Below are 25829 nucleotides of genomic sequence, written 5' to 3'. Positions count from 1 at the left end.
TGGCCGGGTGACTGAGGAGAAGGTCGTCCTGCTGGACGAGGCGGGACGGGCGATCGGCAGCCAGGACAAGGCGACCGTCCACCACGCGTCGACGCCGCTGCACCTGGCCATTTCCAGCTACGTTTTCGACCGCCAGGGCCGGGTGCTGCTGACCCAGCGGGCGCACAGCAAGGCCACCTGGCCTGGCGTATGGACGAACAGTTGCTGCGGGCACCCGCTGCCGGGCGAGGCGCTGCCGGACGCCGTACGGCGGCGGCTGTCCGACGAGCTCGGCGTGATCGCCGAGCAGGTCGACCTGGTGCTGCCCGCGTTCCGCTACCGCGCCGAGATGCCGGCCGGCATCGTCGAGAACGAGCTCTGCCCGGTCTACCGCGTCACCTGGGACGGCGTCCCCGAGCCCAACCCGGCCGAGGTCGCGGCGTACGAGTGGGTCGAGTGGCCGGACGTCGCGGCCTGGCCGGGCCTGTCACCGTGGTGCCTGCTGCAGCTGGATGCGCTTGCCGAGCTGGGCCCGGCACCAGGGGACTGGCCGATCGGTGACCCGAACCTGCTTCCACCTGCGGCTCTAACTCCGTAACTGCTTGTACAGCTCGTCGCCTGTCCAAGCGCGACGCGGACCGGCTTCCTCGGCGCGGATCAGTTCGACGAGCTTGGCGTTGACCGGCGCAGTGCGGCCGAGGGACTCGGCCAGGCGCACGACCTCGCCGTTCAGGTAGTCGATCTCAGTACGACGGCCCGCCTGCAGGTCCTCCCACATCGACGTGCGCGCGTACGGGTCGATCGCCAGCATCTTCGACGCCAGGCGGCGGAAGAGGAAGTCCGGCAGCCGCAGCACCATCGGCATCCGCTCGGCCGGGAGCGCCGTGAGCCGGGCAGGCTGGATTCCCTTGGCTTGCAGGAGTTTCAGCGTCTCGTCCTGCGCCGCGGCCAGGCATCGGCGATACCCGCGCTGCGACAGCTCGTCGCGCAGCGGCAGGTCGGACAGCGCGTTGACCGGGTTGTTCAGGTTGAGCAGCAGCTTCGCCCACTGCACCGGTACGACGTCCGCGTGCTGCGTCAACGGCAGCCCGGCCTGCGCGAACGCCTCGACGTACGGCGTCAGGGCGGCACTCTCCTGCACCTCCAGCCCGCCCTCCGTCCCCTGGTGGAACGCCCCGCCGCCCTTGTTCAGCACGTTGAACGGCACCATCCCGGACAGCACGAGGTGCTCCGGCAACCGCTCCCGCAGCACCTCGCCGTTGCTCAGCCCGTTCTGAAAGCTCACGACGACAGCACCCGGCTTCAGTACGCCGGCCAGCTCGTCGGCCGCACCCGCGGTCGCAGCCGACTTCACCGTCACCAGCACCAGATCCGCCTCGGCAGCAGCCGCAGGAGTCGTCTCGAACCGCAGGTCGCTCACCCGCAGGTCCGCGCCCAGGTAGTCGGTCAGCCGAAGCCCGTCCTCGGCCAGCTCGTCGCCGACCCGCTGCCGCCCGACGAACACGACGTCAGCTCCACCGGCGACCAGCCGCCCTCCGACGTAGCACCCGATCCCACCGGCGCCGTACACCGCGATCGTCACACCGTTCTCCCTCCGGTCAGCCCCTGCAGTATCAACCACTCCCTAGGCCGGGTACCGCCAGGTGTCGATGGCGGAGTGGATCCACGCCGGGTACGGCGCGGGCTTGCGGCTGACCTCGTCGAGCTCGAGCAGGTCCTCCGGCGTCAGCGTCACGTCGACCGCGTCCAGGTTCGCCTCCAGCTGCTCCGGCCGCTTGGCCCCGACGATCACGCTGGTGACGGCAGGCTGGGCGAGCAGCCAGGCCAGCGCGATCTGCGCGACCGTCGCGTCGTGCCGGGCCGCGACCTTGCGCAGCGCGTCCACGACGTCGTACCCCTGCTCGAGATCGACCGGCGGGTTGGAGAACTGCGCGCGCCGGGCGCCGGAATCGGTCGTGCCGTCGCGGTCGAATTTGCCCGACAGGAACCCACCGGCGAGCGGGCTCCAGACCAGCAGCCCGACCTGCTCCTCGGTCAGCAGCGGGATCAGTTCGGCCTCGATGTCGCGGCCGACGAGCGAGTAGTACGACTGCGACGCCTGGAACCGGTGCAGGCCGAGGCGGTCCGACGTGCCGAGGGCCTTCATCAGTTGCCAGGCCGCGAGGTTGGACGCGCCGACGTACCGGATCTTGCCCTGCCGTACGGCGTCGTCGAGCGCGCGCAGGGTCTCCTCGATCGGCGTCACCGGGTCGATCGTGTGGATCTGGTACAGGTCGACGTGGTCGGTGCGCAGCCGCCGCAGGCTGTCGTCGAGCGCCTTGGTCAGCCAGTGCCGCGAGAGACCGGCCTGGTTGGGGCCGGGGCCCATCCGCGCCGCGAGCTTCGTCGCCAGTACGACGTCGTCGCGGCGCGTCCCGAGGATCTTGCCGAGCAGCTCCTCGGACTCGCCCCCGGCGTACATGTCGGCGGTGTCGACCAGGTTGACGCCGCGGTCGAGCGCCGTACCGAGCAGACGGTCGGCGGCGGACTCGTCGAGCGCGCCGATCGCCTCCCACCGGGGGTTGCCGGCGCCGCCGAACGACATGGTGCCCAGGGCGATGCGGGAGACGTAGAGGCCGGTCGCGCCGAGCCGTGCGAACTTCATGAGGGTTCCTTTCCGGATGTCTGTCGCCAGGCTAGGAACGCGCTGGGGGATACTCCATGAGCAGGAGTCCGGACTACTTGAGCGATCGTCCGAGGAGGTGGCCGGCCGGTGGACGCGCTGTCGCAGATGCTGTCGTTCCTGAACGTCGAGGCGGCCCAGCCTTCGCGGTTCGAGGCGGCCGGCGACTGGTCGCTGAGGTTTTCCGGATCGCGGCACCTCAAGGTCGGCGCGGTCCTGGCGGGCGCGTGCTGGATCACCGCCGAAGCAGCCGGACCCGTTTTCCTGCAGGCCGGTGAGGGCTACCTGCTGGCCAGCGCGCGACCGTACGGTACGACGTCCGATCCCGCGCTGGAGCCGATCGACGGGCACCGGGTCTTCGACGGCGTCTACCCCGGCACCGTTCGGTACGGGACGACCGCCGACGACCCGGACCGGACGATCCTCGTCGGGGGCTCGGTGTCACTCGACGAGACCTCGGCCGCGCTCGTGGTCGACCACCTGCCGTCGATCGTGCGGATCGGCGCCGAGAGTGCTCCCGCGCGGGCGCTCGGCCCGTTGCTCGAGCTGCTGGGCGAGGAGTCCGCGCAGGACACGCTGGGCGCGACCAACGTTCGCGAGCAGCTGACCAAAGTCCTGTTCGTGCAGGCGTTGCGGGCGTTGATGGCCTCTGACAACCGTCCTGCCGGGTGGCTCGGCGCGTTGACCGACGAGACGATCGCGCCGGCGCTGGAGCTGATCCACCGGGAACCGGCGCGCCAGTGGACGGTCGCGGAGCTGGCGGAGAAGGTGGGCATGTCGCGCAGCAGTTTCGCGCTGCGCTTCAAGACGCTGGTCGGGCTGCCGCCGGTGGACTACCTGGCCCGCTGGAGGATGCTGGCCGCCGGGCGGGCACTGCGGTCGACGGATCGTACGGTCTACTCCGTGGCGACCGAGTTCGGCTACGGCTCGGAGAGTGCCTTCAGCACCGCGTTCAAACGGGTCGTCGGGCACTCCCCGGCCAAGTACCGCAGCGGTTAGACCGCGTCGTCGTCCTCAGGCTCCTCGTCGGAATCGGTCAGGCTCCACTTGAGCTGGAACTCGACCTCCTCCTCGTCCTCGCCCCGCTCGTGCTCCACGCTGATCTGCGCGTTCTTCGGCACCGTGAACCGCTCGCCGGCGACCTGGATGCGGAACGGCTTGCCGGTCTCCAGGGCGTCCGCCAGCCGGCGCAGCTTCGCGGCGAACTCCTCGACGGTGTACGTCTTCTCGACATCTCTCTCACTCATGCCGCACATCCTGGCAGCCGGTGGGCGAGACGAAAACCAGCTGCGCACTGTTGATCGCCTCACCTATCGTGGGCGCATGGCTACTTGCCTCTGTGTCTAGCGACGCGACCCGCTTCCGCACCCGAAGTGTGTCCGCTAGTCATCACAGAGAGTAACCAGTTTCATGATCACCGTTCACTCGGTCGACGTTCGTGCCGGCGCCCAGCTGCTGCTGTCGGACCTGTCGTTCCACATCGGCCCCGGCGACAAGATCGGCCTGATCGGCCGCAACGGCGCCGGCAAGACCACGCTGTTGAAGGCTTTGGCGGGCGAAGAGCGCCCGGCCACGGGGACCATCACCGCGACCGGCTCGGTCGGGTACCTGCCGCAGGACCCGCGGGCCGCCGATCCCGCGCTCACCGTCACCGCCCGGATCCTATCCGCCCGCGGGCTGGACGCCGTGGTCGAGCGGCTGGGGAGGGCCGAGGCGACGATGAGTACGGCGACCGGCGCCGAGCAGGAGCGCGCGATGGCGTCGTACGGGCGGGCCGAGACGGAGTTCCAGGCGGCGGGTGGGTATGCCGCCGAGGCCGAGGCGGGTCGGCTCGCGGCCGGCGTCGGGTTGCCGATCCGTGCGCTGGAGCAGCCGATCGGGGAGCTCTCCGGTGGGCAGCGGCGTCGCGTCGAGCTGGCGCGGATCCTGTTCGCCGAGCACGACACGCTGCTGCTCGACGAGCCGACCAACCACCTCGACGCCGACTCGGTCGTTTGGCTGCGGTCGTTCCTGCTCGGCTACCCGGGCGGGTTGGTTGTCATCAGCCACGATCGTGACCTGCTGGCGGCGACCGTCAACCGGGTGTTCCACCTCGATCCGCAGCGGCGGACCATCGACGTGCACAACACGGGCTGGAAGAAGTACCTGACCCAGTTGGAGACCGACGAGCGTCGCCGGTCGCGTGAGCGCACCACGGCCGAGCGCAAAGCGGCGGTCCTGCACGCCCAGGCGGCGAAGATGCAGGCCGGAGCCAGCACGGCCGTTGCCGCGCGCAACATGGCGCGACGGGCGGACAAGCTGCTCAGCGACCTCGAGCCGGTACGCCGGGCAGCCCGTGTCGCGCGGATCCGGCTGCCCGACCCGGCGCCCTCGGGCCGGACGCCGCTGAGCGCTGCCGGCCTGACGAAGTCGTACGGCGCTCTGGAGGTGCTCAAGGGTGTCGACCTCGCCGTCGACCGGGGGAGCCGGTTGGTGATCCTCGGTCTCAACGGCGCGGGCAAGACCACGCTGCTCCGGATCCTCGCGGGACGCGAGACACCGGACAGCGGCGAGGTCGTGCACGGGTACGGGCTGCGGCTCGGGTACTTCGCGCAGGAGCACGACACGCTGGACCTCGCCGGCACCGTCCGGCAGAATCTGTCGGCGGTCGCTCCGCGGCTGACCGACGGCGAGGTGCGCAACGTGCTCGGCTCGTTCCTCTTCAGCGGCGACGACGCGGACAAGCCCGCCCACGTCCTGTCCGGCGGCGAGAAGACCCGGCTGGCGCTGGCCGGCCTGGTCCACTCGGGCGCCAACGTGCTCCTGCTGGACGAGCCCACCAACAACCTCGACCCGGCCTCCCGCGACGAGGTCCTGGGAGCAGTCGGCAGCTATCCCGGAGCCCTCGTCATGGTCACCCACGACGAGGGAGCCATCGAAGCCCTCCGCCCCGACCGGGTCCTGCTCCTCCCGGACGCGAACGAGGACCTGTGGACCGACGACTACCTGGACCTGGTCTCGCTGGCCTGATTGCCTCCGATGCTCCCTTGTTCGACGACTGACGCGATGTATCGGGTCAGTCGTCGAACAACGAAGCAGTCGTTGAACAAGGTGGCAGTCAGAGGCGTTCGGCGAGGTGGACGGTGATCTGCTCGCCGGTGGTCTTGCCGATCACCTTGCGGACCTCCGCCTTGACCGGGAGTTTGTGGGTGCCGTCGCCCAGGGCCATGAAGGCGCTCTCGAAGGGGTGGCCGTCCATCGTGCCGCGGACCTTGACCAGGCCGCGGGTGCCGAAGAAGTCGGCGGAGCCGGGCATCACGACGTACGTCCAGCCGCCCTTGGCGTCGCTGGTCTGCAGTGCGGCGGTGAAGTCGTGGTCCAGGGTGCTCATCGAGGTCCTCCTCGGATCGGGTGCTTTGTCCACAGGTAGAAGCTGCCGCACCGTTTTCGACATCATTCTGCGCGAAGATGAAGCCGTGGAGATTCGTACGGGGACACAGGACGACGTACCGGCCGTGCTGGCGCTGCTGGACGGCGCGACCGAGTGGCTGGTCGCCAACGGCCGGACCGGCCAGTGGGGCACCGAGCCGCACTCGACCAACCCGCGCCGGATCGCGCAGATCACCGGGTTCGCGGCCGACGGCGGGCTGTGGATCGGCGAGCGCGACGGCCGCGCGGTGGGCGCGCTCGCGGTCGGCGCACCGAACCAGGAGAAGATCCCGCCCGCGACCGAGCCCGAGCTGTACATCCGCCTCCTGGTCACCGACCGGACGGCGAAGGGCAGCGGGATCGGCACCGAACTGATTCAGCACGCCCTCCGACTGGCGAAGGAAGAAGGTGTCGAGCTGGTCCGCGTCGACTGCTACGCCGGCGACGACGGCGCCCTCGTCCGGTACTACGAGCGCCAGGGCTTCACCCGGACGGAGACGTTCGCCGTACCGGTCAATGATTCGGTGTGGCCTGGTCAGGTGCTGGCCCGGCGGTTGTGACCGCGCGGTGCACCGCACCGTGCGCGTCGCTGCAGTGAACCTCCGGTACGGCGCCTGAAGCGTGGTCGACCTGGAGCGTCGAGTGGGTCAGGTGATGCCGCTCGGCCAGCACCTGCTCGATCTGCTCGCGGATCAGGTGGCAGTCGAGACCCTCGCGGACCAGGATGTGCGCGGACGCGGCCGGTTCGCCGGAGGTGATCTCCCAGACGTGCAGGTCGTGCACCTCGACGACACCGGGGATGCAGCACAGCTCCTTGCCGAGCGCGGCCGGGTCGAGTCCGGCGGGGGCGGCCTCGAGGAAGATCCGTCCGGAGGCGCGGACCAGTTCGATACCGGCCTTCAGCATCAGCGCGGCGACGATCAGCGCGGCGATCGAGTCGGCGCGGGTGAAACCGGTCAGCAGCACGACGAGGCCGGCGAGCGCGGTCGCGATGAACGCGAACAGGTCGTTGAGGATGTGCTGGAACGCGCCCTCGACGTTCAGGCTGGAGCGGTTCGCCTTGCTGATCAGCCAGGTCGCGGCGAGGTTGACGAAGATGCCGACGACACCGGTGATCAGGACCAGCACGCCCTCGACCTCGGGCGGGTGGATCATCCGCTGCACCGACTCGTACACGAAGAACGCCGCGAGTAGCAGCAGCGTGATCCCGTTGGCCTGCGCGGACAGGATCTCGACCCGCTTGAACCCGAACGTGAACCCACCGGCCGGCGGCCGCGCGGCCAGCCGGATCGCGACCAGCGCGAGCGCGATGGCGATCGCGTCGGTGAGCATGTGCGCGGCGTCGGTGATCAGTGCCAGCGACCCGGCGGCGAAACCGACCACGACCTCGGCCGCCATGAAGGCAAGGATCAGCGCGAGCGCCCCACTCAGGAGCTTCCGGTCCGCATCCGCACTGACGCCGTGCCCGTGTCCGTGTCCATGCCCAGCGGCGGCCGCCGGGCGCGCGGCGTCGACCGAGTCGTGCGCGGTCATGAGGAGCGCTCCGGATGGATGGCGTCGGTGTGCTCGGTGTGGGCGACCGCCAGGTCGACGAGCATCCGGACGTGGGCGTCGTCGAGCCGGTAGTAGGCCATCCGGCCGTCCCGCCGTACGGAGACCACGCGATGGGCCCGCAGCAGACGCAGGGCGTGCGACGTCGCCGACTCGCTCATCCCGGTCACCGCGGCGAGGTCGCAGACGCACAGCTCGCCGTCGAGCAGGGCGACGAGCAGCTTGAGCCGGCGCGGGTCGCCGAGCAGGCTGAACACGTCGGCCGTGTCGACGACATCCTGTTCAGAAGGCATCCTGGCTTCGACGGCCGCCACCCGTTCGGGGTCGACCAGCTTCACCGAACAGGCGTCAGGCTGCACATCTGCAGAACTCTTCATACGTCTCACGGTAGAGCACCGGCCCGGCGATCGCCAGCAACCGGAGTGCCGGAACCGCTTGCACCGCGACGGCGAACTTGGCACTGGTATGCCACTGTCACTGGCCGTATCGTGCTCTGAGACCATCGTGACGAGCTGGTTTGTCCTGAGTAAGGACTCTGTGAAGAATCGCTGCTGACGGCTCTGTCGAGGTGGATCAGCGAACAGCTGACCGTAAGTTCGTAAAGGTGTCGGTCGAGGTCGGGAGTGAACGAAGTGTTACGGGGCAGTCGGGTCGTGCCGTTGGCCGGCCCGCGGGGAACGGTGTCGGCGCGATCGTGACGACAATGAACAAGATTCTGGCGACCGCCGGAGTCGTGCTGCTGCTGGTCGGCCTGGGACTGGGGTTCCGGTCGGTCTCGTCCGGCGGCGTCGACTGCGGATCGGCCTTCTCGCCGGCTGGTGGGATCACACCGATGGCCTGCGACGGGAAGCTCAACAACTCCGTCACGCTGGTCACGATCGTGATCGCCGCCGGCGTCCTGGCGCTGGTCGCCGGGCTGGTCCTCAAGCTCGTCCGCGACCGGCGGGTCACCGCCTGAGGCGGCAAATAGGGTGCGGGACGGCCCCGGTCTGCGGGAAGCTGCGGCCGTGACCATCGAACCCTTCCGGCTGGCGATTCCCCAGCAGCAGCTCGACGACCTCGCGCTGCGGCTCGACCTGACCCGCTGGCCCGACGAGCTTCCCGGCGTCGGCTGGGCGTACGGCGTACCGCGTGACCACCTGCGGGAGCTCGTCGGCTACTGGCGGCACGAGTACGACTGGCGTGCCGCCGAGGCGAAGCTGAACGAGTGGCCGCAGTTCACCACCACGATCGACGGCACCCGGATCCACTTCGCGCGCGTCGCCTCGCCCGAGCCCGACGCGATCCCGCTGCTGCTCACGCACGGCTGGCCCGGTTCGATCGCCGAGTTCGTCGACGTCGCCGGGCCGCTGACCGACCCGGGCGGTCACGGCGCCGGGGGAGCACCGGCGTTCGAGCTGGTGATCCCGAGCATCCCGGGCTTCGGCCTGTCGGGCCCGACGAACGAACCGGGCTGGGAGGTCAACCGGGTCGCCCGCGCGTTCGCCGAGCTGATGGATCAGCTCGGTCACCGGCGGTACGGCGTACAGGGTGGTGACTGGGGCGCCGGGATCTCGCGTGAGCTCGGCCGCATCCGGCCGGACCAGGTGATCGGCGTACATCTCAACCTGCTCCCCGGCGGCGGCGCGACGGCCGAGCCGACCGAGCAGGAGCTGGCCGGGCTCGATCCGGCCGAGCGGGCCCGGACGATCGCGTCCTGGCAGCGGATGCGCGCGTGGCAGCAGGAGAAGCAGGGGTACGCCGACCTGCAGTCGACCCGGCCGCAAACGCTCGCCTACGCGCTGGTCGACTCGCCGGTCGGGCAGCTGGCGTGGATCGCGGAGAAGTGGCACGAGTGGGCCGACCAGCGGAACCCGATCGCCCGCGACCACCTGCTCACCACGGTGATGCTCTACTGGCTGACCGCTACGGCGGGGTCGGCCGGGCGGATCTACTACGAGCGTGCCCACCACGGCCGGCCGGTCGAGCCGTCCCGGACGCCGACCGCCGTGGCCGACTTCGCGCACGACAACTTCATCCCGCTCCGCGCGATCGCGGACCGGACCGAGAACATCGTCCGCTGGACGTCGTACCCCGACGGCGGTCACTTCGCGGCACTGGAGCAGCCCGTCGTCCTGGTCGACGACATCCGCGCGTTCTTCAGCTCCTACACGCCCTAGTCATCCGGTCGAGGATCTCACCGAGCAGCTCGGGCCCCGTGCCGAAGTTGAGCCGGACCCGTTCGCGCCCGGCCGGGTCGTAGTCCGAACCGGGGCCCAGGGCAACTTTCGCCCGCGCCAGGAAGAACCCCGCCGGATCCGGCGCCAGGTCCAGCCCGGCGCAGTCCAGCCAGCCCAGGTACGTCGCCTGCGGTGGCGACCAGGTGATCCCGGCCGGCAGCCGTTCGCCGATCAGGGTGCGATTGCGATCGAGCTGCCCGAGCAACGCGTCGAGCCAGGGATCGCCGTCGGCGTACGCGACCTCGGCCGCGAGCACCCCGAGCAGCCCGACCTGGTCGGCGGTGAACGGCAAGCGGCGGACGACGTCCTGCGCCCGGTCGGACGCGGTGACGAGCAGCGCGGCCTTGAGCCCGGCCAGGTTGAACGCCTTCGACGCCGACGTGAGCGCGAACCCGCGTTCACGCGCGGCCTCCGACACCTCCAGCCACGGCACGAACTCGGCGCCGGGCAGTACGAGCGGTGCGTGGATCTCGTCGGCCAGCACCCACGCGTCGTACTCGGCGCACAGCTCGGCGATGCTCTCCAGCTCGGCCCGTGGCAGCACCCGGCCCGTCGGGTTGTGCGGGCTCGCCAGGATCAGCACCCGCAGACCGCCGCGCAGCTCGACGGTCAAGCGCGCGAGATCGAAGGAGCCGTCAGCCCGCAGAGGAAGGTGCCGGACGTCGAACCCGGCGACCGGCAGTTGCTCGAGGAAGGGCGGGTACCCGGCGGTCGCGAACCCGACCTTGCCGCCCGGCGCGAGCACTCGGCACAGTTCGACCAGACCGATCAGCACCTCGGGCACGAGCGTCAGCCGATCCGGGTCGACCCGCCACCCGAGCCGGCGAGCGGCGAAGCCGGTGAAGGCGTCGCGCAGACGTGGCGAGACGCCGGGGGTGTAACCGAGATCGCCGCGGGCGACGGCCTCATGCAGCACCGCGGCGATCGGTGGCGCCAGCTCGAAGTCGAGCTCGGCGACCGTCGCGCCGATCACGCCAGGTGCGAGGCCGGACCACTTCTCGCTGCTGCGCCGGCGCAGGACGTCGTACGGGGGAACCGTCAGCATCGGTTCAGGCTACTCACACTATGGTGAGGCCATGAGCTTCACCGGGTTCCCGGTCGCCGCGCTGGACTTCTACGACGACCTCGAGATGGACAACACCAAGACCTTCTGGGCCGAGCACAAGCACGTGTACGAGGAGTCGGTGAAGGCGCCGATGACCGCGTTGCTCGCCGAGCTGGAGGCGGAGTTCGGGACGGCGAAGATCTTCCGGCCGTACCGCGACGTGCGGTTCGCCAAGGACAAGACGCCGTACAAGACGCATCAGGGCGCGTTCCTGCCGACCGGGCCGTCGACCGGCCGGTACGTCGAGCTGTCGGCGCCCGGCGTACGGGTGGGGGCCGGGTTCTACGAAGCGGCCGCGGACCGGCTCGGCCGGATCCGGACGGCGATCGACGAGGACCGCCGCGGCAAGGAGCTGGAGAACCTGCTGGCCGACCTGGTCGCCGGCGGCTGGACGATCGGTGGCGACAAGCTCAAGACCTCACCGCGCGGGTACGACGCCACGCACCCGCGGATCGAGCTGCTGCGGCACAAGTCGATCGCGCTGAACAAGTCGTACGGGTTCGAACCGGTGATCCACAGCGCCGAGCTCGTCGACCGGGTCCGGGCCGACTGGCGCGACGTCACTCCGTTGCTGGATTGGCTCGACGCCAACGCCTGACGCTCAGAAGTCCTTCAGGATCGTCGCGATCCGGTCGCGGGTCCGGCTCGGCGGCGGGGCCGCGACGCAGAGGGCTTCCATCGTCGCCGTGTACTGGTCGAGGTCCTCGAGCTTGTCCAGGTAGAGCGCGCTGGTCAGGTGCTCGATGTAGACGATGTCGGGCAGGTCCTGCTCGGGGAACCGCAGGATGCTGTACGCGCCACCGGTCGCCGCGTGGCCACCGGCCTCGAACGGCATCACCTGCAGCGTTACGTTCGGCAGGTGGGTCGCCTCGATCAACGACTCCAGCTGGTCGCGCATCGCCTTCACCCCGCCGATCGGCCGGCGCAGCGCCGACTCGTCGACGACCGCCCACAGGCGGACCGGGTTGCTGGCGCGGTTGAGGACCTCCTGGCGGCTGATCCGCAGCGCGACGCGACGGTCGACCTCATCGGCCGGGATCAGGCCACGGCCGAGCTGGACGACGGCGCGCACGTACTCCTCGGTCTGCAGCAGACCGGGCACGAACTGCAGCTCGTAGGTACGAATCAGTTGGGCTGACGCTTCCAGACCCAGGTAGGAGTGGAACCAGCTCGGCAGGACGTCGCCGAAGCGGTGCCACCAGCCGGGGTTGTTCGCGTCGCGCGCGAGGGAGAGCAGCCGCTCCCGCTCCTCGGGGTCGTCCAGACCGTAGAGCCGCAGCAGGTCGGCGACGTCGCGCTCCTTGAAGCCGACCCGGCCGAGCTCCATCCGGCTGACCTTCGACTCCGACGACCGGATCTCCCAGCCCGCGTCGGAACGGGTGATGCCGGCGGCCTCACGCATCCTGCGCAGGTGCGCTCCCAGGATGATGCGAAGCGCGGTCGGCCCGCTTTGCGCGCCCGACTCCGTCACACTCACCTCCGACGCCCCAGCAGCCTCTGTCTACCCCGAGCCAAATCATCGCACGTCCGGCGGGTGATCTGTCGAAGTTCTTACTCATGAGTCGTGGCCACAGCCGGACCACTACCCAGGGTCATGCCGGGCCAGCATAGGCGATGCGAACCGGCGACTTTGTCCGGACATAATAGTGTCGAAATCGCGCGCCGGGAACGGCTGAATCCGGCCTTCTGAGCGTCCGGTGAGCCTGAAACAGGTCTCCGCGAGGTCACAAACGCAAAACGTGCGGATGCACGTGCATCGGGCGCTTGCATTCGCAGCGTGCCGACGCCATGATTACTTCATGCACAGAAGGTGAGCTGGATCTCGCGCCAAGTGACATCACGGTGGCGAGTGAGATCCAGCAGGCCGGACCTTTGGCCCGTCGGCAGTTCGCTGCCGGCACGACTGGTTGGGGACCCGAGTCGATGAGTGACAACGACGCACAGCCCGTCGAGTACGTCGCCGCGCAGACCGGCGAGCGTGCCCCCGACGAGCTCACCGAGCGGGAGATCCAGGAGTTGGTGGCGCGCTGCCCCGAGCAGCAGCGCTGGGCCTTCGAAGGATGGCTGCGCGGTGTCCGTCAGCTCGACGGCGACCCGATCGTGAGCCTGAGTCCATGAACGCCGATCGAGGAGGACGGAAAATGGTGCGGATCTGGTTGGGCGACCACCTGATCGCCGAGTACGTCGCGGAGCCGGACCGGGCCTCGCGCTACCAGCGGGTGATGACGCCCAAGTTCACCGGTCTGCGCATCACCGTCGACAACGCGGCCGGCCCGGGCAGCGCCTCGGAACTGCCGCGCAGCGAGCAGCTCTGGCCGCTCACGGTGCAGTAGCGCCAGGAGCGAGGCCCAGCAGGGCCCTAGTAGTACAGCACTCTCTGATCGACCGTCCGCGGGCCAGTGATCGGGTCCGCCGGCGGTGGCACCACCGCTCCACGGTTCCGGAGCGCCTCGATGGAAGGCCGTCTCTCTCCTCAGGAGACGGCTGGGCAAAAGGCCGTCCTCCTCCTCAAGGGACGGCCTTTTGTCATGCCTGGGCCGTGCTCGGTGTTCTCGGCCGCCCGGAGCACGCCGTACGGCGTCGGAAGAACTGCTCCGGACAGGAAGAAGCCCCCTCACCGCTCGCCCGGTGAGGGGGCTTCTTGTCTGTGGTCCTGGTCGGGACCGCTCTCAGGCGAGGTCGTCGAACTCGCCGTCGTGGACGCCGCCGAGGAACGCCTCGATCTCGGCCTGGGTGAAGACCAGCGCCGGGCCGTCGGAGTGACGCGAGTTGCGCATCGCCACGCCGCCGCCGGGAAGCTTCGCTACCTCGACGCAGTTGCCCTGGGGGCCACTCCGCTGGCTCTTGCGCCAGGTCAGCTCGCTCATCGCGTCGCCGGGCATGCCGTTGTAGACAGCAGTCATCAGCTGCACCTTCCGTACGTCTTTGGCATATGCACGTGCATTTGGGCTTGCATTTGCATCGTACACGTTGGGGGCTCTCGTGTCCGGTCCAATACGGAGCGTGGTCGAAGGTGTGTCGCGAGGGCCCCCGGCGTCGCTTTGGGTGATGGAAATCGGCGGTTCCGCGCTGGGCGATTGGCCGGCGCGCGGGTGGGGCAGACTCCGACCGGGCCCCCGGTACGCCGTACTCGCGTGCCCTTGCCGGTACTGCAGACCGGGCGGCCCGGAATCCCTTGCCTAGTTGAGAAATCAGGCTTTTCGGATCGGGCTCGAGCAACCTTCGCGAGAGGGCTGATCCAGGGGACCAACTGGTATCGAAATGCACTACAGTGACCGCACTGATTCCTCCAACACAAAGGCTGCGTCGATGGCGACTCCCGACGGCTCGGAGGCAACTCCGACGTTCGACACCTCCCAACCCACCATCGCGCGCGTCTACGACGCCCTGCTGGGCGGCAAGGACAACTTCGCCGCCGACCGTGAGGGCGCGGCGACGTACCTGAAGTTCGTCCCGGACGCCGGTCGCTGCGCGATCGACAACCGGGCCGCGCTGGTCAAGGGCGTGCAGCACCTCGTCCGGGAGGGCATCGACCAGTTCCTGGACATCGGCAGCGGCCTGCCGACCCAGAAGAACACCCACCAGGCGGCGCAGGAGATCACGCCCGACGCCAAGGTGGTCTACGTCGACGTCGACCCGATCGTGCTCGCGCACGGCCGGGCGCTGCTGGCCACCAACGACAGCACGATCGTGGTGACCGCGGACCTGCGCAAGCCGCAGGACATCCTCGACCACCCCGAGATCAAGGACCACCTCGACTGGGACCGCCCGATCGCGCTGATGATCGTCGGCATCCACATGCACTTCCACGACGACGAGCAGCCGGACGAGTGGGTCCGCACGCTGATGGACAAGCTCGTCCCGGGCAGCTACCTGTTCATCACCGACTTCGTCGACACCGGTGAGCCGCTGCAGAAGGCGATCGAGCAGGCCGGCCTGGAGAGCCTGGGCAACGGCTGGATCCGCACCCCGGAGCGGATCGAGCAGCACTTCCTCGGCCTGCCGCTGATCCCGCCCGGCATCGACTTCCTCGAGCGCTGGAACCCGGCCGCCCCCGAGGCGGATGTTCCCGCCGCCGAGGACCTCCAGCCGTACCAGCGCATCCTGATGGCCGGGATCGCCAAGAAGGTCTGACCGTACGACGTACCGAAGGCGCGCGCTCCCGCTCCCGGGCCGCGCGCCTTCGTCGTTCCCCCTCGGTGTGATCGACTGCGGGCATGACGGAGCTGCGTCGCGACCTCGGGCTCGGTGACGCCGTGGTGGTCGGCCTCGGCGCGATGGTCGGCGCCGGTGTCTTCGCCGTGTTCGCCCCCGCGGCCGCGGCCGCCGGTTCCGGTCTGCTGATCGCGCTCGCCCTGGCGGCACTGGTTGCCTACTGCAACGCGACCTCCTCGGCCCGCCTGGCCGCTCTCTACCCGCAGTCAGGCGGCACCTACGTCTACGGCCGCGAACGTCTGGGCCCGTTCTGGGGCTACCTGGCCGGCTGGTCCTTCGTCGTCGGCAAGACCGCTTCGTGCGCGGCGATGGCGCTCACCGCCGGTTCGTACCTCTGGCCCGACCACAACCGGCTCGTCGCGATCGTCGCAGTGGTCGCGCTGACGACCCTCAACTACTTCGGCGTCCAGAAGGCCGCCTGGGTGAGCCGGATCATCGTCGCCTTCGTCCTCCTGGTGCTCGCAGCCGTCGTCGTCATCGGCTTGACCGCGCGGACGACGCCGTACGAACGGCTCGAGCTCACCGGCCTGCGCCTGTCCGGTGTGCTGCAGGCAGCAGGCCTGTTGTTCTTCGCGTTCGCCGGGTACGCGCGGATCGCGACGCTCGGCGAGGAGGTCCGCGACCCCGCGCGCACGATCCCTCGCGCGGTCCCGATCGCGTTGACGATCACGCTCGTCACGTACGCCGCGGTCGCCGTCACCGCCCTGGTCGTCCTCGGTCCGACCCGGCTGGCCGCCTCGCCGGACCCGCTGGCCGACGTCGTCCACGCGGCCGGGATCCCGCTCTTCGGCCCGGCCGTCCGGCTCGGTGCCACCGTCGCGTCCCTGGGAGCGCTGCTCGCGCTGATCCTGGGCGTCTCCCGAACCACTCTCGCGATGGCCCGCGACGGGCACCTCCCGCGCGCGCTCGCCGTGATCCACCCACGCCACCGGGTCCCGCACCGCGCCGAGCTGGTGGTCGGGCTGGTCGTCGTCCTGGTCGTGCTCGTGGCGGATCTGCGCGGGGCGATCGGGTTCTCGTCGTTCGGGGTGCTGGTGTACTACGCGATCGCCAACGCCTCGGCGGCGACGCTGCGGCCCGGACGGTACGTCGTACCGGCGGTTGGGCTCCTTGGTTGTCTGGTGCTCGCGTTCGCGCTGCCGCCGCGTTCTGTGGTGGGTGGACTGGTCGTCCTGGGAGCGGGCGCGGCGCTCTATCTGCTGCGGCGTGCATGGCGTTGAGGGGATCGGGGTACGGAGGGGCCAGCAGTGCCTGTGGTCCAGAGATGTGCCACGCCGTGACTCCTGTCGCGAGGTCGTTGAAATGGTTACCACCCTCAGTACCGTTCCGACCCAGTGTTCGACCGCGGCCGACCGGGCCGCCCGCGAAGCCGCCACGCACGAACTACTGGAACTCCGTGCCGCCAGCACCGACGAGTTCGAGCGGCAGCAGCTGCTCGAGCAGATCGTCGAGCTCAACCTCGAGATGGCCAAGGGCATCGCCCGCCGGTTCCGCGGGCGCGGGGCCGAGGCCGACGACCTGGAGCAGGTCGCTTCGCTCGGTCTGCTGAAGGCCGCGCACCACTACCGGCTGGACGCCGACACCCCGTTCATCGGGTTCGCCATCCCGACCATCCGGGGCGAGGTGAAACGCTACTTCCGCGACTGCGCGTGGACCGTCCGGATCCCGCGCCGGCTGCAGGAGATGCAGGGCACGATCGCCGGCAAGCTGCCCGAGCTCGAGCAGCGGCTGAACCGCGAGCCCACCCCGGCCGAGATCGCCGACCACCTGAACGTCGACCTGGCCGAGGTCGAGCAGGCACTGGCCGCGCGCGGCTGCTTCAACGTGCTCTCGCTGGACCGCCCCGCCGAGACCGACGCCGACCTGACCCTGGCCGACGTGGTCGCCGACGACGAGGACACCAGCATCGATCAGCTGGAAGCGGTCGACATGCTGCAGCCGGTCCTGGAGGACCTCGGTCCGCGGGAGCGGCGGATCCTCGAGCTGCGGTTCGTCGAGGGCTGGACCCAGTCCGAGATCGGCGAGGACATCGGGGTCAGTCAGATGCAGGTCTCCCGGGTCCTGCGCCGCATCCTCGACGGCCTGCGGGACAAGCTGACCTCGCTCCCGGCGGTCGCCTGACCCACCCTCTCCACCTCACTCACCCCCCTCCACCCACTCCACGCTCCGCTCCCCCGACCGAACCCCACTTTGTGCACCGACCAGCCACGAATCGTGCGAAATCGTGGCCGGCCGGTGCACAAAGTGGGGGCTGGAGAGGGCCGACTCGCGCTCGGGGTGCCTTTCACCGCCGTTGAGGAGGGGCACAATGGCGGTGAACGCTGGACGAGCCTGGGAAAACGAGGGCCTTGTACTACCGGTTGATGTGGACGTTGCCCAAGGATGCGATCGCCGTGGTGCGGTGGTATCCGCGGATGGTGGTGGGCTTCGCCGGCGCCCTGGCCGGTACGGCGCTCGTGTTCGACGTGTTCTACCTGGTTGCCAGCCCTGGCCTCGCGCTCGCACTGGTCTACACAGTGCCAGTGCTGGCCGGGTTGGTCGCCGGGTTGGTTGCCGCGGCCGACGATGTCGGGCTGGAACGGCGCGAGCTGGTCTGGACCGTTCTGGCGACCGTCGTACTCGGGCTCACCAACGCGGTCGTGGTGGCGATGGCGGCGGCGATGCGCCGTACCGATCCGTCGGACTGGAGCGCCGGGTGGCAGGCGGTGCTGTTCGCGGGCTGCAGCGTGTTCGCGGTGGCGCTGACGATCGTTGTCCTGGGCAAGCTCGTTCGGGTGCTCAGGATCGACGTGCAGACCCGGTGGCCGGCGAAGGCCGAACCGGTCGCGGCGCCCGCGCGGGCGGTGGCCTTCATGGACGAGAAACCGCGGGCCAGTAAGGAAGCCGCGGCCCGGGCGCCGGTACGGGTACCGAAGCCCGAGCCTGAGCCGGTGCTGGAGATTGCGGAGTACGACGACGAGCCGTTGCCCGAGTACGTGCCGCGGGTGGTCGACCTCGACGAGCCGCGGGAGATCACGCCGGTCGCCGAGGGGACCGGCCACGCGGACCGCCGGGTGGTGCGTCGCCGGACGCCGCCGAGCGTGCCGCCCGCACGCCGTACGCCGCGCAGTCGCCGGCGCCCCGAGCGCTAGGGCGTGTCTGGCAATTCTGGTCGGTGCCCGGAAGCTTGCCGGTGGCAAGGTAGTCGATCACCTTCCGGTCGGCGCACTCGTTGCCGTACTCACCGAAGATGCCGTGCTTGCGGGCGTTCCGCACGGTCACCAACCGCGAACCGGTCAGGGCCTGGTGCAACTTTCGCGCCATCGGGTAGGTCGCGCGCGGATCGCCGTCGGCGGTGATCATCAGCGCCGGTACGTCGTTGTCGACCTGCGTCGGCGCTTCGCGCGGCTTGGTGGGCCAGAACGCGCACGGCGTGACGGTGCGGGTGAGCGCGCCGAAGTGCGGCTCGGTCCTGCGGTGCTTCTGGATGTCGCGCCAGTAGGTGCCGAGATCGCCGGACACGGCGCGGTCCGCGCAGAGGATCGCGAGCTGTGCGCTGCCGGCCGCCGACATCTTGCCGGTGAACAGGAACTCCAGCATCTCCGCCGTGGCCCCGGTCGGCTCGACCGGACCGGTCGTTGCCTGGGACAACGTCCTGACCAGCTCGCTGAACGAGGCCCGGGCCGGATCGCGGTCGTCGGCCAGGTTGCTCAGCAGCAGCGCGGGGATCCACCCGTCGTCCAGCTCGTACTCGCCCACCTTCAGACCGCCGCCACTGTTGCCGCCGGCTCGGGGAGCGCCGACCTTCAGATCACGGCCGCCACCGGCTCGGGAAGCGCCGGGCTGACCGCCGCGCGCCGCGACGCGCAAGACGTGGTCGATCGTGCCGAGCACCTGCGCCCGCGACCGTCCGAGCCCGTACGTCGAGTCGCGGGCCGCCGCCCAGTCCGCCCAGGCGCGCAGCGCCGCCTCGTTCTGCGGGGCGATGTCGCGCAGCAGCCCCGGTCCGTACGCGTCGGGGTCGATCGGGCCGTCGAGCACGACGCGGTCGAGCCGGTGCGGGAACAGTTGGGCGTAGACGGCGCCGAGGTAGGTGCCGTACGAGTAGCCCAGGTACGAGATCTTCCGCTCGTCGAGCGCGGCGCGGATCCGGTCGATGTCGCGTGCGGTGTTGCGGGTCGAGGCGTACGGCAGAGACGGGTTGTCGGCGCACTGCTCGGCCAGGCCGGCAGCGATCCCGACGCCGCGCTGGAAACTCGCCCGCGATGCCCCGGCGCCGACGATCCAGCTGCCGGTCGACCAGCCGCAGTCGATCGGCGTACTGCGGCCGACGAACCGGGGATCCATCCCGATCAGGTCGAACCGGCCGCCCGTCTCTCGCATGACCTTCTTCAGCCGGACCGGCATGCCGAGACCCGGGCCGCCCGGGCCGCCGTCGTTCAGGACCATCACACCGATCCGCCGGTCGGTCGCCTTCAGGCGCGACATCGCGACGGTGATCTGTGCGCCGTTCGGCCGTGCGTAGTCGAGAGGGACGCGCAGGTCGCCGCACTGCGCTCCGGCCTGGTCGAGCTCCTTGCCTTCCTGGTCGTCGGGGCCGGTCCGGCACTGGTGCCACTGGATCGCCGGCGCTGCTTCGGCGGTGGTCGGCACGGCGAGAACGGATCCGAGCAGTGCGATCGCCAGAGGGACGGTCAGCTTCATGAGCACTCCTTCCTGAGTGCTTCGACGCTATGAGCGGCGTCGCCGCGAAGCACTGGGCCTGACACCCGCGCACAGGTAGCGCCGGCGCGACCCAGGGACGCCCCGCCGACTGCGCGGAGTCTGAGTCGCCGGCGCGACCAAGGGACTCCCCGCCGACTGCGCGGGGTCTGCGGACCTCGACCTACGCTGGATCACGTGAAACCCGTGTGGGACTTGGCGATCGTCGGGGCCGGCCCGGCCGGGGCTTCGGCCGCGCTGGGAGCGCTCGCCGCTGATCCGACGCTGTCGGTGCTGCTGCTCGATCGTGCCGACTTCCCGCGGGACAAGACGTGCGGGGACGGGATCGCGCCGCACGTGCTCGATCTGCTCGCGTCGGTCGGGGTGAGCGGGCTGCTCGACGACTGGACGCCGGTCCGGCGGTTGTCGCTCGAACGCGACGGGCTGGCGGTCGACCGGGAGATGCAGCGGGCGACCTGGGTGGTGCCGCGGGAGGTGTTCGACGCGCGATTGGTCGAGGCTGCCGTGGCGGCGGGTGCGCAACTGGTCAACCACCGGATTCGGTCGGTGGAGGTCTTGCCCGACTGTGTTCTGCTCGACTCCACGATCGCGGCGAAGGTGGTGATCGGCGCGGACGGCGCGCAGTCCGTCGTACGGCGTGCGCTGGGACAAGGCCCGGCTCCTGCCGCGCTGGCGCTTCGGGGGTACGCGCCGACTCGGGAGGGAAGAGAGGAGCGGCAGGTGATCGTGTACGGGCCTGGGCGGCAGCCGTCGTACGCGTGGTCGTTCGACCGGGGCGACGGGCTGTCGAACGTCGGGTACGGCGAGGCGCTGCATCCGGGGCGGGCGCATCCGACGCGGGCCGATCTGCTGGAGAAGCTGGAGAAGTTGCTGCCGGACTCGACGCGGGACGGGACTTCGTGGAAGGCGCATCACCTGCCGTTGACGACCTGGAGATGGCAGCCGCGGCGCGGGCGGGTGCTGCTGGCGGGGGATGCCGCGGCGCTGATCAACCCGATGACAGGGGAGGGGATCTACTACGCCGTTGCCACGGGTCTGCACGCGGGACGGGCTGCTGTTGCAGGAGCGGAAGCCGGGACCGTGTACAGGAAACTGGTGAGGCCGCTCGCTGTGCATTTCCGTCATGCGACGCTGGCCGGGCGGCTGTCCGGGGCCCCGCGCATCCTCGACGCCGGGATTCGTGGCGCGGCGGCTGATCAGGGCGTGTTCGACGACCTGGTGGCGTTGGGGTTGGCCGACGGACGGATCACCCGGCGGGTCCTCCGGTCGCTGGTACGCCGCTGACGTGTCTCAGTATTCGGCCAGATTGTCGATTTGATTACTGGTGATTCGTTTCCTTCTACCGTGGGGGCTCACGCCGCCCCAGGGAAGGACCGATCGCGATGCCCGAGGAGCAAGAAGTCGAGGAGCGCAGCGTCGAGCGCGAGGGCCGGATCCAGTTCAGCGAGGACTGGGCCGCCACCGTCGTCGGGCTCGTGCTGATCGTGCTGGTGCTGGCGGGAGTGATCCCGACCGGGCTGGTCCCCTGAGCGCGAGGTCGAGGAGCGCACCACCGGGCTGGTGCTGCTCGGGGCGTCGATCAATCTCGCGGTCCTGGTGACCGCGGCGGGGCCCGCGATCGCGCAGGCGTTCCTGATGATCGTGCTGGTCTTCGGCTTCACCTGGTGGCTCGCGGGCAAGCTCGGCCTGTCCGCGCTGCTGTTCTCGGGCGTGGACCTCAGCTGAGCAACGCGCTGCGCTGGGCCGGCGTCAACCGGCCCGGCGCGGCCGTGACGGCGTACGCGGTCGGTGTCGGGCGCTCGAGGGCCAGCGGGTCGGTGAAGGGTGCGTAGGTCTCGGCGTCACCGAGGGCTTCGGCCACTCGTTCGGGCGCCCAGTCGAGGGCGTCGGCCAGCTCGGCGGCGGTCAGTGGGCGGCGGGCGTGCAGGAGCGCGGCCAGGATCGTCGCGATGTCGTCCGCGGCGGCCGAGGACGTGCCTCCGGACATGTCGTCGCTGAGCTGGGTGAAGAAGCGCGCCATCTGCTGAAGTCGCGCGCCGGCCGGCGTACCGGGGTCGAACAGGGCCGCGCCTTCGCGTGCGGTCTCGGCCCAGCTCGCGTTGGCGCGGGCGCTGGTGATCCAGGCGCGCATCCAGACGTCGTCCGCGATGATGTAGTGCTCGCGGCGGCTCTGCGGTGCGCGGCCGCGCTCGACCATCTCGAGCTCCTCGAGGTACCCGATCGCCTTCGAGATCGAGGCCGGGCTCACCTGCAGCTGCCGGACCAGCTGCGCCGCGGTCAGGCTGGGCTCGTCGGTCGTGTAGAGCCGGGCGAGCACGCGCGCGGCCATCCGCGGTACGCCGTTCGCGACCATCGTGTCGGTGAGGCGGCCGATGAACTCCAGGACCTTGGGCTCCTCGCCGGGCACGGTCGGCCGGTCCAGCGGGGTCCGGCGGCGTGCCCGGTACGCCGTCGCGTGGTGCGCGTGCTCGGCGCGGTAGCCGCGCGGGCCGCCGTTGCGGGTGACCTCGCGGCTCACCGTCGACGTCGGCCGGTCCAGCCGGCGCGCGATCTCGGCGTACCCGAGTCCGTCGGCCAGCCCGACGCCGATCGCCCGGCGCTCGTCCTGGCTCAGCCTGTCGCCCGGCATCGGCCCTCCCCTCGGTGCGTTAGTCGGCAGCTCATTGCATCGGCGGTTTGCATTCACCGTCAGCTCCATTGCATTGAATCGCCTGATCGGCTTGAAAACAAGAGCTTCCAGGCATCAGGAGTGTTGCCGAGGCGCTGAACGCAATCTACGTTCACCAGCATGGAAACGATAGACGTGCGCGGCCTGCGGATGCGGTACGGCGCCACCGACGTCCTGCACGAGGTCAGCTTCACCGCGCGATCCGGCGAGGTGCTCGCGCTGCTCGGCCCGAACGGTGCGGGCAAGACGACCACGATCGAGATCCTCGAAGGCTTCCGGCTCCGCTCGGCCGGCGAGGTCGCCGTACTGGGGATCGATCCGGCGCGCGGCGACGAGGCCTGGCGGGCCAAGCTCGGGGTGGTCCTCCAGTCCTGGCGCGACCACGGCAAGTGGCGGGTCCGCGAGCTGCTCGCGCACCTCGGCCGGTACTACGTCGATCCGTGGGACGCCGACGAGCTGATCGAGCTGGTCGGCCTGACCGATCGCGCGGACCACAAGCTCAAGACGCTGTCGGGTGGTCAGCGGCGCCGGCTGGATGTTGCCATCGGCATCGTCGGCCGGCCGGAGCTGCTGTTCCTCGACGAGCCGACCACCGGGTTCGACCCGGCGGCCCGGCACGCGTTCCACGCCCTGGTCCGACGGCTCGCGACCGAGCTGAGCACCACGATCCTGCTCACGACGCACGACCTCGACGAGGCGAGCAAGCTGGCCGACCGGATCCTGATCCTCTCCGACGGTCGCGTGCTGGCGAGCGGGACGCCGGACGACCTGACGCGCCAGATCGCCGGCCGCGACGAGGTGCGGTGGCGGCTCGGCGGTACGCCGTACGTGGAACTGACAGGGGAGTCGACGGCCTTCGCCCGCGAGCTCTTCACCCGGTACGGCGAGGCGTTGAGCGACCTGGAAGTCCGGCGGGCCCGGCTCGAGGACGCGTACCTGGCGCTGGTCGGAGGCGGCCGGTGAACGCGTGGCGGCTGGGATGGTCGCGTGGGATGGTCGAGCTGCGGCAGTCGTTCAGCAACGGCGCCGACCTGGTCAGCCACTTCCTGTGGCCGGTGCTGATGCTGGTCGCGCTGTACTTCCTGCGGGACCGCGAGTTCGCCGGGACCGGGATCCTGCTCGGCACGCTGGCGTTGCCGAGCATTCTCGGGATGAACGCCGCGATGGGCATGGTCAGCATGAGTCAACAGCTCACCGCGGACCGTGAGGACGGCACGCTGCTGCGCGCGAAGGCGACACCGCACGGCGTACAGGCTTATCTGGTCGGCAAGGTCGTCTCGGTCGCCGGCGGGTTGATCGCGGACCTCGCGATCCTGCTGGTCCCGGCGTTGTTCCTGGTCGACGGGCTGGTGTTCGGGCCGTTGTCGTTGCTCACGCTGCTGGGGGTGCTGCTGCTCGGACTGGTCGCGACGTTGCCGATCGGCGCGATCCTCGGCTCGGCGTTCCCGAGTGCGCGGGCGCAGGGGCTGGTGCAGCTGCCGGTGCTGGCGATGATCGGGATCTCCGGGATCTTCTACCCGCTCACGGCGCTGCCCTCGTGGGTGCAGGTGATCGCGCAGTGCTCGCCGATCTACTGGCTGGGGCTCGGCACGCGGTCGGCTTTGTTGCCGGACGCAAATGTTGTGATCGAGGTGTCGGAGTCCTGGCGGCACCTGGAGACCGTTGCCGTGCTTGGTGCGTGGGCTGTCGCCGGTCTGCTCGTCGCGCCGGTTCTCCTGCGGCGGATGGCGCGGCGGGAGTCGGGTTCGTCGGTGGCGGTCCGGCGGGAGAAGGCTCTACAGCGGATGGGGTGAGCCGAAGTGCGTGCGCGAGGCCTGCTTCTGGGCTTCGCGTCGTACGGCGGTCAGCAGTGCGTCGCCGAGCACGGTGCCGATCACGGCGCGCTCGGTCAGCGCGTCGAGGTCGTCGCCGGCGCGTTCCAGCCACTTGAGCTCGAGCTCTGCCAGATGGGCGGCGGACTCACGGTAGGCGTCGAGCAGGTCCGCGATATCGCCGTGGCCGAGGTCCTCGGCGGTTGCCAGCACTTCGGCGGCGGTTGTCGAGGAGACTGCGCGCTGGGCCTCGCCGAGGGTGCTGTGGATCGTCCGTTGTGGGTCTTCGACGGCTGCCACGACCTGCTTGACCGTTGCCACTGGGAGACCGCCGAGAGTGATCATTGCCCTGAGCAACCGGATTCGGTGCAGGTGCGACTCGTCGTACGAGACCTGGTTGTAGCCGGCGCGTTCGCCACCGGGGAGCAGGCCCTCGCGGACGTAGTACTTGATCGTCGCGACCGCCACGCCCGACTGCTCGGCGAGCTCGTTGATCCGCATCCGGTTCCTCTCGAGATCACTCCTACCTTCGCCGCCGGGTTGTTCGGAGCATCCCCCGCGGACCGGAAGGGCTTGATTGATAGTAGCACTATCGACTAGTCTCGACCGCATGCTGACCCTGCGTCTGGCCGCCGTGGCGATCGCCGCCGTCACCGCGATGTTGTTGCTGATCGGCGACCATCCGCCGGAGTTCGTCGTCGCGGATCTGCTGGTGGTCGTGCTGCTCGCGGTCGCCGCCGTACTGCCGGCCGATCGGGGCGCGAGGTTCGTGCTGGCGATCGGGTTCGGTGCGGGGTTGGGGGTGTTCACGGTGGCGTTCGTTGGGGTGCTGGATGAGGGCGCGATGAGCTGGCCGCTGGCGACGGCGGTGCTGGGGTGCGTGGCGGGGCTTGGATTGAGCTGGCGCCAGTACGGCGGGGTGGCGCGGGGTTAGGGCGTGTCTCCTAATTCCCGCCTACTGCGCGGCACTCGGCACGGCACCTCGGAGCACGCCCTAATCGACGGCGCGCAGTTGGGCTGATGGGCCGGGGGTGAAGGCGATCTCGCGGGGTTCGGGGTCGTGGCCGGCGGCGCAGTGCATGGTGACGGTGACCTGTTCGCCGCAGTCGCGGTGGCGGGCGACGAGCGGCGGGCCGCCGTCGAGGGGGAGGTACTCGTCGCCCCACTGGACCAGGGCGACCATCACCGGGTAGAGGTCGAGGCCGGCCTGGGTCAGGCGGTACTCGTAGCGCTCGCGCTGGCCGGGCAGGCGGTACGGCACGCGGCGCAGCAGGCCGCGGTCGATCAGGCGGGCCAGGCGGTCGGTGAGCACCTGACGGGGGATCTCGGTCCGGGCCCGGATGTCCTCGAACCGGCGCAGTCCGACGAAGACCTCACGCAGGACGTGGAAGGTCCACTTCTCGCCGAGGATCTCCATCGTTCGCGAGATCGTGCAGTTCGCCGTCGACCAGCGCAACGCCTCCGGGACCGTCTCCTGCTCGCTCATACCACCACGATAAGTCCACTTGAC

General features: G+C 70.0%; 32 protein-coding genes. 19 read left to right on the top strand and 13 right to left on the bottom strand.

From position 1 onward, the window contains the following. The first annotated feature begins 7 nt into the window (after window positions 1–7). The gene (gene idi / locus ACLQ2O_RS36995; RefSeq protein WP_425841704.1) at window positions 8–577 is read left to right on the top strand and encodes an isopentenyl-diphosphate Delta-isomerase; all 570 of its coding nucleotides are present in this window, start codon (window positions 8–10) and stop codon (window positions 575–577) included. On the opposite strand, the gene ACLQ2O_RS36990 is transcribed toward idi, so the two are convergent. Together ACLQ2O_RS36990 and ACLQ2O_RS36985 are read right to left on the bottom strand one after the other, a co-directional pair. Next, window positions 566–1561 carry a 2-dehydropantoate 2-reductase gene (locus ACLQ2O_RS36990; protein WP_425841701.1) on the bottom strand — a complete coding sequence of 332 codons (996 nt, stop codon included), beginning with the start codon at window positions 1559–1561 and terminating at the stop codon, window positions 566–568. The genes idi and ACLQ2O_RS36990 overlap by 12 nt on opposite strands. A gap of 42 nt (window positions 1562–1603) precedes the next feature. Beyond that, on the bottom strand, window positions 1604–2623 hold the full coding sequence (locus tag ACLQ2O_RS36985; RefSeq protein ID WP_425841699.1) for an aldo/keto reductase: 1020 nt from the start codon (window positions 2621–2623) through the stop codon (window positions 1604–1606). Between the two features lie 108 nt (window positions 2624–2731). Between ACLQ2O_RS36985 and ACLQ2O_RS36980 the strand changes: the two genes are divergently transcribed. Beyond that, window positions 2732–3640, top strand: coding sequence for a helix-turn-helix domain-containing protein (locus tag ACLQ2O_RS36980; protein WP_425841696.1), 909 nt, complete (start codon window positions 2732–2734; stop codon window positions 3638–3640). On the opposite strand, the gene ACLQ2O_RS36975 is transcribed toward ACLQ2O_RS36980, so the two are convergent. Next, window positions 3637–3888 (bottom strand): amphi-Trp domain-containing protein, encoded by a 252-nt coding sequence (locus ACLQ2O_RS36975; RefSeq protein WP_425841693.1) that lies wholly within the window; start codon window positions 3886–3888, stop codon window positions 3637–3639. The genes ACLQ2O_RS36980 and ACLQ2O_RS36975 overlap by 4 nt on opposite strands. A 163-nt stretch (window positions 3889–4051) precedes the next feature. On the opposite strand from ACLQ2O_RS36975, the gene ACLQ2O_RS36970 reads away from it, so the two are divergent. Then, a complete protein-coding gene (locus ACLQ2O_RS36970) occupies window positions 4052–5650 on the top strand; it encodes an ABC-F family ATP-binding cassette domain-containing protein (protein ID WP_425841690.1) in 1599 nt (532 codons plus the stop codon). Between the two features lie 88 nt (window positions 5651–5738). Here the strand turns inward: ACLQ2O_RS36970 and ACLQ2O_RS36965 are convergent, their stop codons facing one another. Beyond that, window positions 5739–6011, bottom strand: coding sequence for a DUF1905 domain-containing protein (locus ACLQ2O_RS36965; protein WP_425841688.1), 273 nt, complete (start codon window positions 6009–6011; stop codon window positions 5739–5741). A gap of 85 nt (window positions 6012–6096) precedes the next feature. Between ACLQ2O_RS36965 and ACLQ2O_RS36960 the strand changes: the two genes are divergently transcribed. After that, complete coding sequence (locus ACLQ2O_RS36960) at window positions 6097–6609, top strand: GNAT family N-acetyltransferase (protein ID WP_425841686.1); 513 nt, start codon at window positions 6097–6099, stop codon at window positions 6607–6609. Here ACLQ2O_RS36960 and ACLQ2O_RS36955 read toward each other — a convergent pair. Beyond that, window positions 6563–7582: a cation diffusion facilitator family transporter gene (locus ACLQ2O_RS36955; RefSeq protein WP_425841683.1), complete on the bottom strand. Its 1020-nt coding sequence runs from the start codon at window positions 7580–7582 to the stop codon at window positions 6563–6565. The genes ACLQ2O_RS36960 and ACLQ2O_RS36955 overlap by 47 nt on opposite strands. Next, a complete protein-coding gene (locus ACLQ2O_RS36950; protein ID WP_425841680.1) occupies window positions 7579–7977 on the bottom strand; it encodes an ArsR/SmtB family transcription factor in 399 nt (132 codons plus the stop codon). The genes ACLQ2O_RS36955 and ACLQ2O_RS36950 overlap by 4 nt, the downstream gene beginning before the upstream one ends. 326 nt (window positions 7978–8303) lie before the next feature. On the opposite strand from ACLQ2O_RS36950, the gene ACLQ2O_RS36945 reads away from it, so the two are divergent. Both ACLQ2O_RS36945 and ACLQ2O_RS36940 read left to right on the top strand, forming a co-directional pair. Then, on the top strand, window positions 8304–8558 hold the full coding sequence (locus tag ACLQ2O_RS36945; protein WP_425841677.1) for a hypothetical protein: 255 nt from the start codon (window positions 8304–8306) through the stop codon (window positions 8556–8558). Between the two features lie 49 nt (window positions 8559–8607). Further along, window positions 8608–9759, top strand: coding sequence for an epoxide hydrolase family protein (locus ACLQ2O_RS36940; RefSeq protein WP_425841675.1), 1152 nt, complete (start codon window positions 8608–8610; stop codon window positions 9757–9759). Here the strand turns inward: ACLQ2O_RS36940 and ACLQ2O_RS36935 are convergent. Next, window positions 9740–10864: a MalY/PatB family protein gene (locus ACLQ2O_RS36935; protein ID WP_425841672.1), complete on the bottom strand. Its 1125-nt coding sequence runs from the start codon at window positions 10862–10864 to the stop codon at window positions 9740–9742. The two genes, ACLQ2O_RS36940 and ACLQ2O_RS36935, sit on opposite strands and share 20 nt — an antisense overlap. A 31-nt stretch (window positions 10865–10895) precedes the next feature. Between ACLQ2O_RS36935 and ACLQ2O_RS36930 the strand changes: the two genes are divergently transcribed. Further along, window positions 10896–11522, top strand: coding sequence for a DUF2461 domain-containing protein (locus tag ACLQ2O_RS36930; protein WP_425841669.1), 627 nt, complete (start codon window positions 10896–10898; stop codon window positions 11520–11522). Between the two features lie 3 nt (window positions 11523–11525). Here the strand turns inward: ACLQ2O_RS36930 and ACLQ2O_RS36925 are convergent, their stop codons facing one another. After that, complete coding sequence (locus ACLQ2O_RS36925; protein WP_425841837.1) at window positions 11526–12395, bottom strand: helix-turn-helix domain-containing protein; 870 nt, start codon at window positions 12393–12395, stop codon at window positions 11526–11528. 452 nt (window positions 12396–12847) lie between these two features. Between ACLQ2O_RS36925 and ACLQ2O_RS36920 the strand changes: the two genes are divergently transcribed. Beyond that, window positions 12848–13042 (top strand): hypothetical protein, encoded by a 195-nt coding sequence (locus ACLQ2O_RS36920; protein ID WP_425841667.1) that lies wholly within the window; start codon window positions 12848–12850, stop codon window positions 13040–13042. Between the two features lie 23 nt (window positions 13043–13065). Then, window positions 13066–13257: a hypothetical protein gene (locus tag ACLQ2O_RS36915; RefSeq protein WP_012919557.1), complete on the top strand. Its 192-nt coding sequence runs from the start codon at window positions 13066–13068 to the stop codon at window positions 13255–13257. 336 nt (window positions 13258–13593) lie between these two features. Here the strand turns inward: ACLQ2O_RS36915 and ACLQ2O_RS36910 are convergent, their stop codons facing one another. Further along, the gene (locus ACLQ2O_RS36910) at window positions 13594–13827 is read right to left on the bottom strand and encodes a DUF397 domain-containing protein (RefSeq protein ID WP_425841664.1); all 234 of its coding nucleotides are present in this window, start codon (window positions 13825–13827) and stop codon (window positions 13594–13596) included. 406 nt (window positions 13828–14233) lie between these two features. Here ACLQ2O_RS36910 and ACLQ2O_RS36905 point away from each other — a divergent pair, with 406 nt between their 5' ends. From ACLQ2O_RS36905 to ACLQ2O_RS36890, 4 genes are all read left to right on the top strand, one after another. Next, complete coding sequence (locus tag ACLQ2O_RS36905) at window positions 14234–15058, top strand: SAM-dependent methyltransferase (protein WP_425841661.1); 825 nt, start codon at window positions 14234–14236, stop codon at window positions 15056–15058. Window positions 15059–15141: 83 nt separating this feature from the next. After that, a complete protein-coding gene (locus ACLQ2O_RS36900) occupies window positions 15142–16359 on the top strand; it encodes an APC family permease (protein WP_425841659.1) in 1218 nt (405 codons plus the stop codon). An 82-nt stretch (window positions 16360–16441) separates the two neighbouring features. Then, on the top strand, window positions 16442–17260 hold the full coding sequence (locus tag ACLQ2O_RS36895; RefSeq protein ID WP_425841656.1) for a SigB/SigF/SigG family RNA polymerase sigma factor: 819 nt from the start codon (window positions 16442–16444) through the stop codon (window positions 17258–17260). A 242-nt stretch (window positions 17261–17502) separates the two neighbouring features. Next, window positions 17503–18270, top strand: coding sequence for a hypothetical protein (locus ACLQ2O_RS36890; RefSeq protein ID WP_425841653.1), 768 nt, complete (start codon window positions 17503–17505; stop codon window positions 18268–18270). Here the strand turns inward: ACLQ2O_RS36890 and ACLQ2O_RS36885 are convergent. Beyond that, the gene (locus ACLQ2O_RS36885) at window positions 18152–19822 is read right to left on the bottom strand and encodes an alpha/beta hydrolase (RefSeq protein WP_425841651.1); all 1671 of its coding nucleotides are present in this window, start codon (window positions 19820–19822) and stop codon (window positions 18152–18154) included. The genes ACLQ2O_RS36890 and ACLQ2O_RS36885 overlap by 119 nt on opposite strands. A 195-nt stretch (window positions 19823–20017) precedes the next feature. Between ACLQ2O_RS36885 and ACLQ2O_RS36880 the strand changes: the two genes are divergently transcribed. The 3 genes from ACLQ2O_RS36880 to ACLQ2O_RS36870 all read left to right on the top strand — a co-directional run bounded on the left by ACLQ2O_RS36880 (window position 20018) and on the right by ACLQ2O_RS36870 (window position 21565). Then, window positions 20018–21124, top strand: coding sequence for an NAD(P)/FAD-dependent oxidoreductase (locus ACLQ2O_RS36880; RefSeq protein ID WP_425841648.1), 1107 nt, complete (start codon window positions 20018–20020; stop codon window positions 21122–21124). A 98-nt stretch (window positions 21125–21222) separates the two neighbouring features. Further along, a complete protein-coding gene (locus ACLQ2O_RS36875) occupies window positions 21223–21369 on the top strand; it encodes a hypothetical protein (protein WP_425841645.1) in 147 nt (48 codons plus the stop codon). Between the two features lie 31 nt (window positions 21370–21400). Beyond that, window positions 21401–21565: a hypothetical protein gene (locus ACLQ2O_RS36870; protein ID WP_425841643.1), complete on the top strand. Its 165-nt coding sequence runs from the start codon at window positions 21401–21403 to the stop codon at window positions 21563–21565. Here ACLQ2O_RS36870 and ACLQ2O_RS36865 read toward each other — a convergent pair. Continuing rightward, complete coding sequence (locus ACLQ2O_RS36865; protein WP_425841640.1) at window positions 21558–22469, bottom strand: MarR family transcriptional regulator; 912 nt, start codon at window positions 22467–22469, stop codon at window positions 21558–21560. The two genes, ACLQ2O_RS36870 and ACLQ2O_RS36865, sit on opposite strands and share 8 nt — an antisense overlap. Window positions 22470–22628: 159 nt before the next feature. Between ACLQ2O_RS36865 and ACLQ2O_RS36860 the strand changes: the two genes are divergently transcribed. Next, window positions 22629–23471, top strand: a complete 843-nt coding sequence (locus tag ACLQ2O_RS36860; RefSeq protein ID WP_425841638.1) for an ABC transporter ATP-binding protein — start codon at window positions 22629–22631, stop codon at window positions 23469–23471. Then, window positions 23468–24301, top strand: a complete 834-nt coding sequence (locus ACLQ2O_RS36855) for an ABC transporter permease (protein WP_425841635.1) — start codon at window positions 23468–23470, stop codon at window positions 24299–24301. The genes ACLQ2O_RS36860 and ACLQ2O_RS36855 overlap by 4 nt, the downstream gene beginning before the upstream one ends. On the opposite strand, the gene ACLQ2O_RS36850 is transcribed toward ACLQ2O_RS36855, so the two are convergent. Continuing rightward, window positions 24284–24820: a MerR family transcriptional regulator gene (locus ACLQ2O_RS36850; protein ID WP_425841632.1), complete on the bottom strand. Its 537-nt coding sequence runs from the start codon at window positions 24818–24820 to the stop codon at window positions 24284–24286. The two genes, ACLQ2O_RS36855 and ACLQ2O_RS36850, sit on opposite strands and share 18 nt — an antisense overlap. A 109-nt stretch (window positions 24821–24929) precedes the next feature. Between ACLQ2O_RS36850 and ACLQ2O_RS36845 the strand changes: the two genes are divergently transcribed. Further along, the gene (locus tag ACLQ2O_RS36845) at window positions 24930–25253 is read left to right on the top strand and encodes a hypothetical protein (RefSeq protein WP_425841629.1); all 324 of its coding nucleotides are present in this window, start codon (window positions 24930–24932) and stop codon (window positions 25251–25253) included. Window positions 25254–25313: 60 nt separating this feature from the next. On the opposite strand, the gene ACLQ2O_RS36840 is transcribed toward ACLQ2O_RS36845, so the two are convergent. Continuing rightward, window positions 25314–25805 (bottom strand): winged helix-turn-helix transcriptional regulator, encoded by a 492-nt coding sequence (locus ACLQ2O_RS36840; protein WP_425841626.1) that lies wholly within the window; start codon window positions 25803–25805, stop codon window positions 25314–25316. Window positions 25806–25829: the final 24 nt, after the last annotated feature.

The organism is Kribbella sp. DT2, assembly GCF_049844575.1.
In the GTDB taxonomy this organism is placed as follows: domain Bacteria; phylum Actinomycetota; class Actinomycetes; order Propionibacteriales; family Kribbellaceae; genus Kribbella.
Note: the sequence above shows the minus strand (reverse complement) of the source record. Positions and strands in the feature narration are given on the sequence as shown.

What these genes read in the sequence shown, in the direction of transcription:
- ACLQ2O_RS36955 (WP_425841683.1), bottom strand. Translation starts at nt 7,582, where the DNA reads ATGACCGCGCACGACTCGGTCGACGCCGCGCGCCCGGCGGCCGCCGCT.
- ACLQ2O_RS36840 (WP_425841626.1), bottom strand. Translation starts at nt 25,805, where the DNA reads ATGAGCGAGCAGGAGACGGTCCCGGAGGCGTTGCGCTGGTCGACGGCG.
- ACLQ2O_RS36985 (WP_425841699.1), bottom strand. Translation starts at nt 2,623, where the DNA reads ATGAAGTTCGCACGGCTCGGCGCGACCGGCCTCTACGTCTCCCGCATC.
- ACLQ2O_RS36900 (WP_425841659.1), top strand. Translation starts at nt 15,142, where the DNA reads ATGACGGAGCTGCGTCGCGACCTCGGGCTCGGTGACGCCGTGGTGGTC.
- ACLQ2O_RS36890 (WP_425841653.1), top strand. Translation starts at nt 17,503, where the DNA reads ATGTGGACGTTGCCCAAGGATGCGATCGCCGTGGTGCGGTGGTATCCG.
- ACLQ2O_RS36850 (WP_425841632.1), bottom strand. Translation starts at nt 24,820, where the DNA reads ATGCGGATCAACGAGCTCGCCGAGCAGTCGGGCGTGGCGGTCGCGACG.
- ACLQ2O_RS36910 (WP_425841664.1), bottom strand. Translation starts at nt 13,827, where the DNA reads ATGACTGCTGTCTACAACGGCATGCCCGGCGACGCGATGAGCGAGCTG.
- ACLQ2O_RS36920 (WP_425841667.1), top strand. Translation starts at nt 12,848, where the DNA reads ATGAGTGACAACGACGCACAGCCCGTCGAGTACGTCGCCGCGCAGACC.
- ACLQ2O_RS36935 (WP_425841672.1), bottom strand. Translation starts at nt 10,864, where the DNA reads ATGCTGACGGTTCCCCCGTACGACGTCCTGCGCCGGCGCAGCAGCGAG.
- ACLQ2O_RS36875 (WP_425841645.1), top strand. Translation starts at nt 21,223, where the DNA reads ATGCCCGAGGAGCAAGAAGTCGAGGAGCGCAGCGTCGAGCGCGAGGGC.
- ACLQ2O_RS36965 (WP_425841688.1), bottom strand. Translation starts at nt 6,011, where the DNA reads ATGAGCACCCTGGACCACGACTTCACCGCCGCACTGCAGACCAGCGAC.
- ACLQ2O_RS36945 (WP_425841677.1), top strand. Translation starts at nt 8,304, where the DNA reads ATGAACAAGATTCTGGCGACCGCCGGAGTCGTGCTGCTGCTGGTCGGC.
- ACLQ2O_RS36895 (WP_425841656.1), top strand. Translation starts at nt 16,442, where the DNA reads ATGGTTACCACCCTCAGTACCGTTCCGACCCAGTGTTCGACCGCGGCC.
- ACLQ2O_RS36950 (WP_425841680.1), bottom strand. Translation starts at nt 7,977, where the DNA reads ATGAAGAGTTCTGCAGATGTGCAGCCTGACGCCTGTTCGGTGAAGCTG.
- ACLQ2O_RS36975 (WP_425841693.1), bottom strand. Translation starts at nt 3,888, where the DNA reads ATGAGTGAGAGAGATGTCGAGAAGACGTACACCGTCGAGGAGTTCGCC.
- ACLQ2O_RS36970 (WP_425841690.1), top strand. Translation starts at nt 4,052, where the DNA reads ATGATCACCGTTCACTCGGTCGACGTTCGTGCCGGCGCCCAGCTGCTG.
- ACLQ2O_RS36905 (WP_425841661.1), top strand. Translation starts at nt 14,234, where the DNA reads ATGGCGACTCCCGACGGCTCGGAGGCAACTCCGACGTTCGACACCTCC.
- ACLQ2O_RS36915 (WP_012919557.1), top strand. Translation starts at nt 13,066, where the DNA reads ATGGTGCGGATCTGGTTGGGCGACCACCTGATCGCCGAGTACGTCGCG.
- ACLQ2O_RS36845 (WP_425841629.1), top strand. Translation starts at nt 24,930, where the DNA reads ATGCTGACCCTGCGTCTGGCCGCCGTGGCGATCGCCGCCGTCACCGCG.
- ACLQ2O_RS36860 (WP_425841638.1), top strand. Translation starts at nt 22,629, where the DNA reads ATGGAAACGATAGACGTGCGCGGCCTGCGGATGCGGTACGGCGCCACC.
- ACLQ2O_RS36865 (WP_425841640.1), bottom strand. Translation starts at nt 22,469, where the DNA reads ATGCCGGGCGACAGGCTGAGCCAGGACGAGCGCCGGGCGATCGGCGTC.
- ACLQ2O_RS36930 (WP_425841669.1), top strand. Translation starts at nt 10,896, where the DNA reads ATGAGCTTCACCGGGTTCCCGGTCGCCGCGCTGGACTTCTACGACGAC.
- ACLQ2O_RS36885 (WP_425841651.1), bottom strand. Translation starts at nt 19,822, where the DNA reads ATGAAGCTGACCGTCCCTCTGGCGATCGCACTGCTCGGATCCGTTCTC.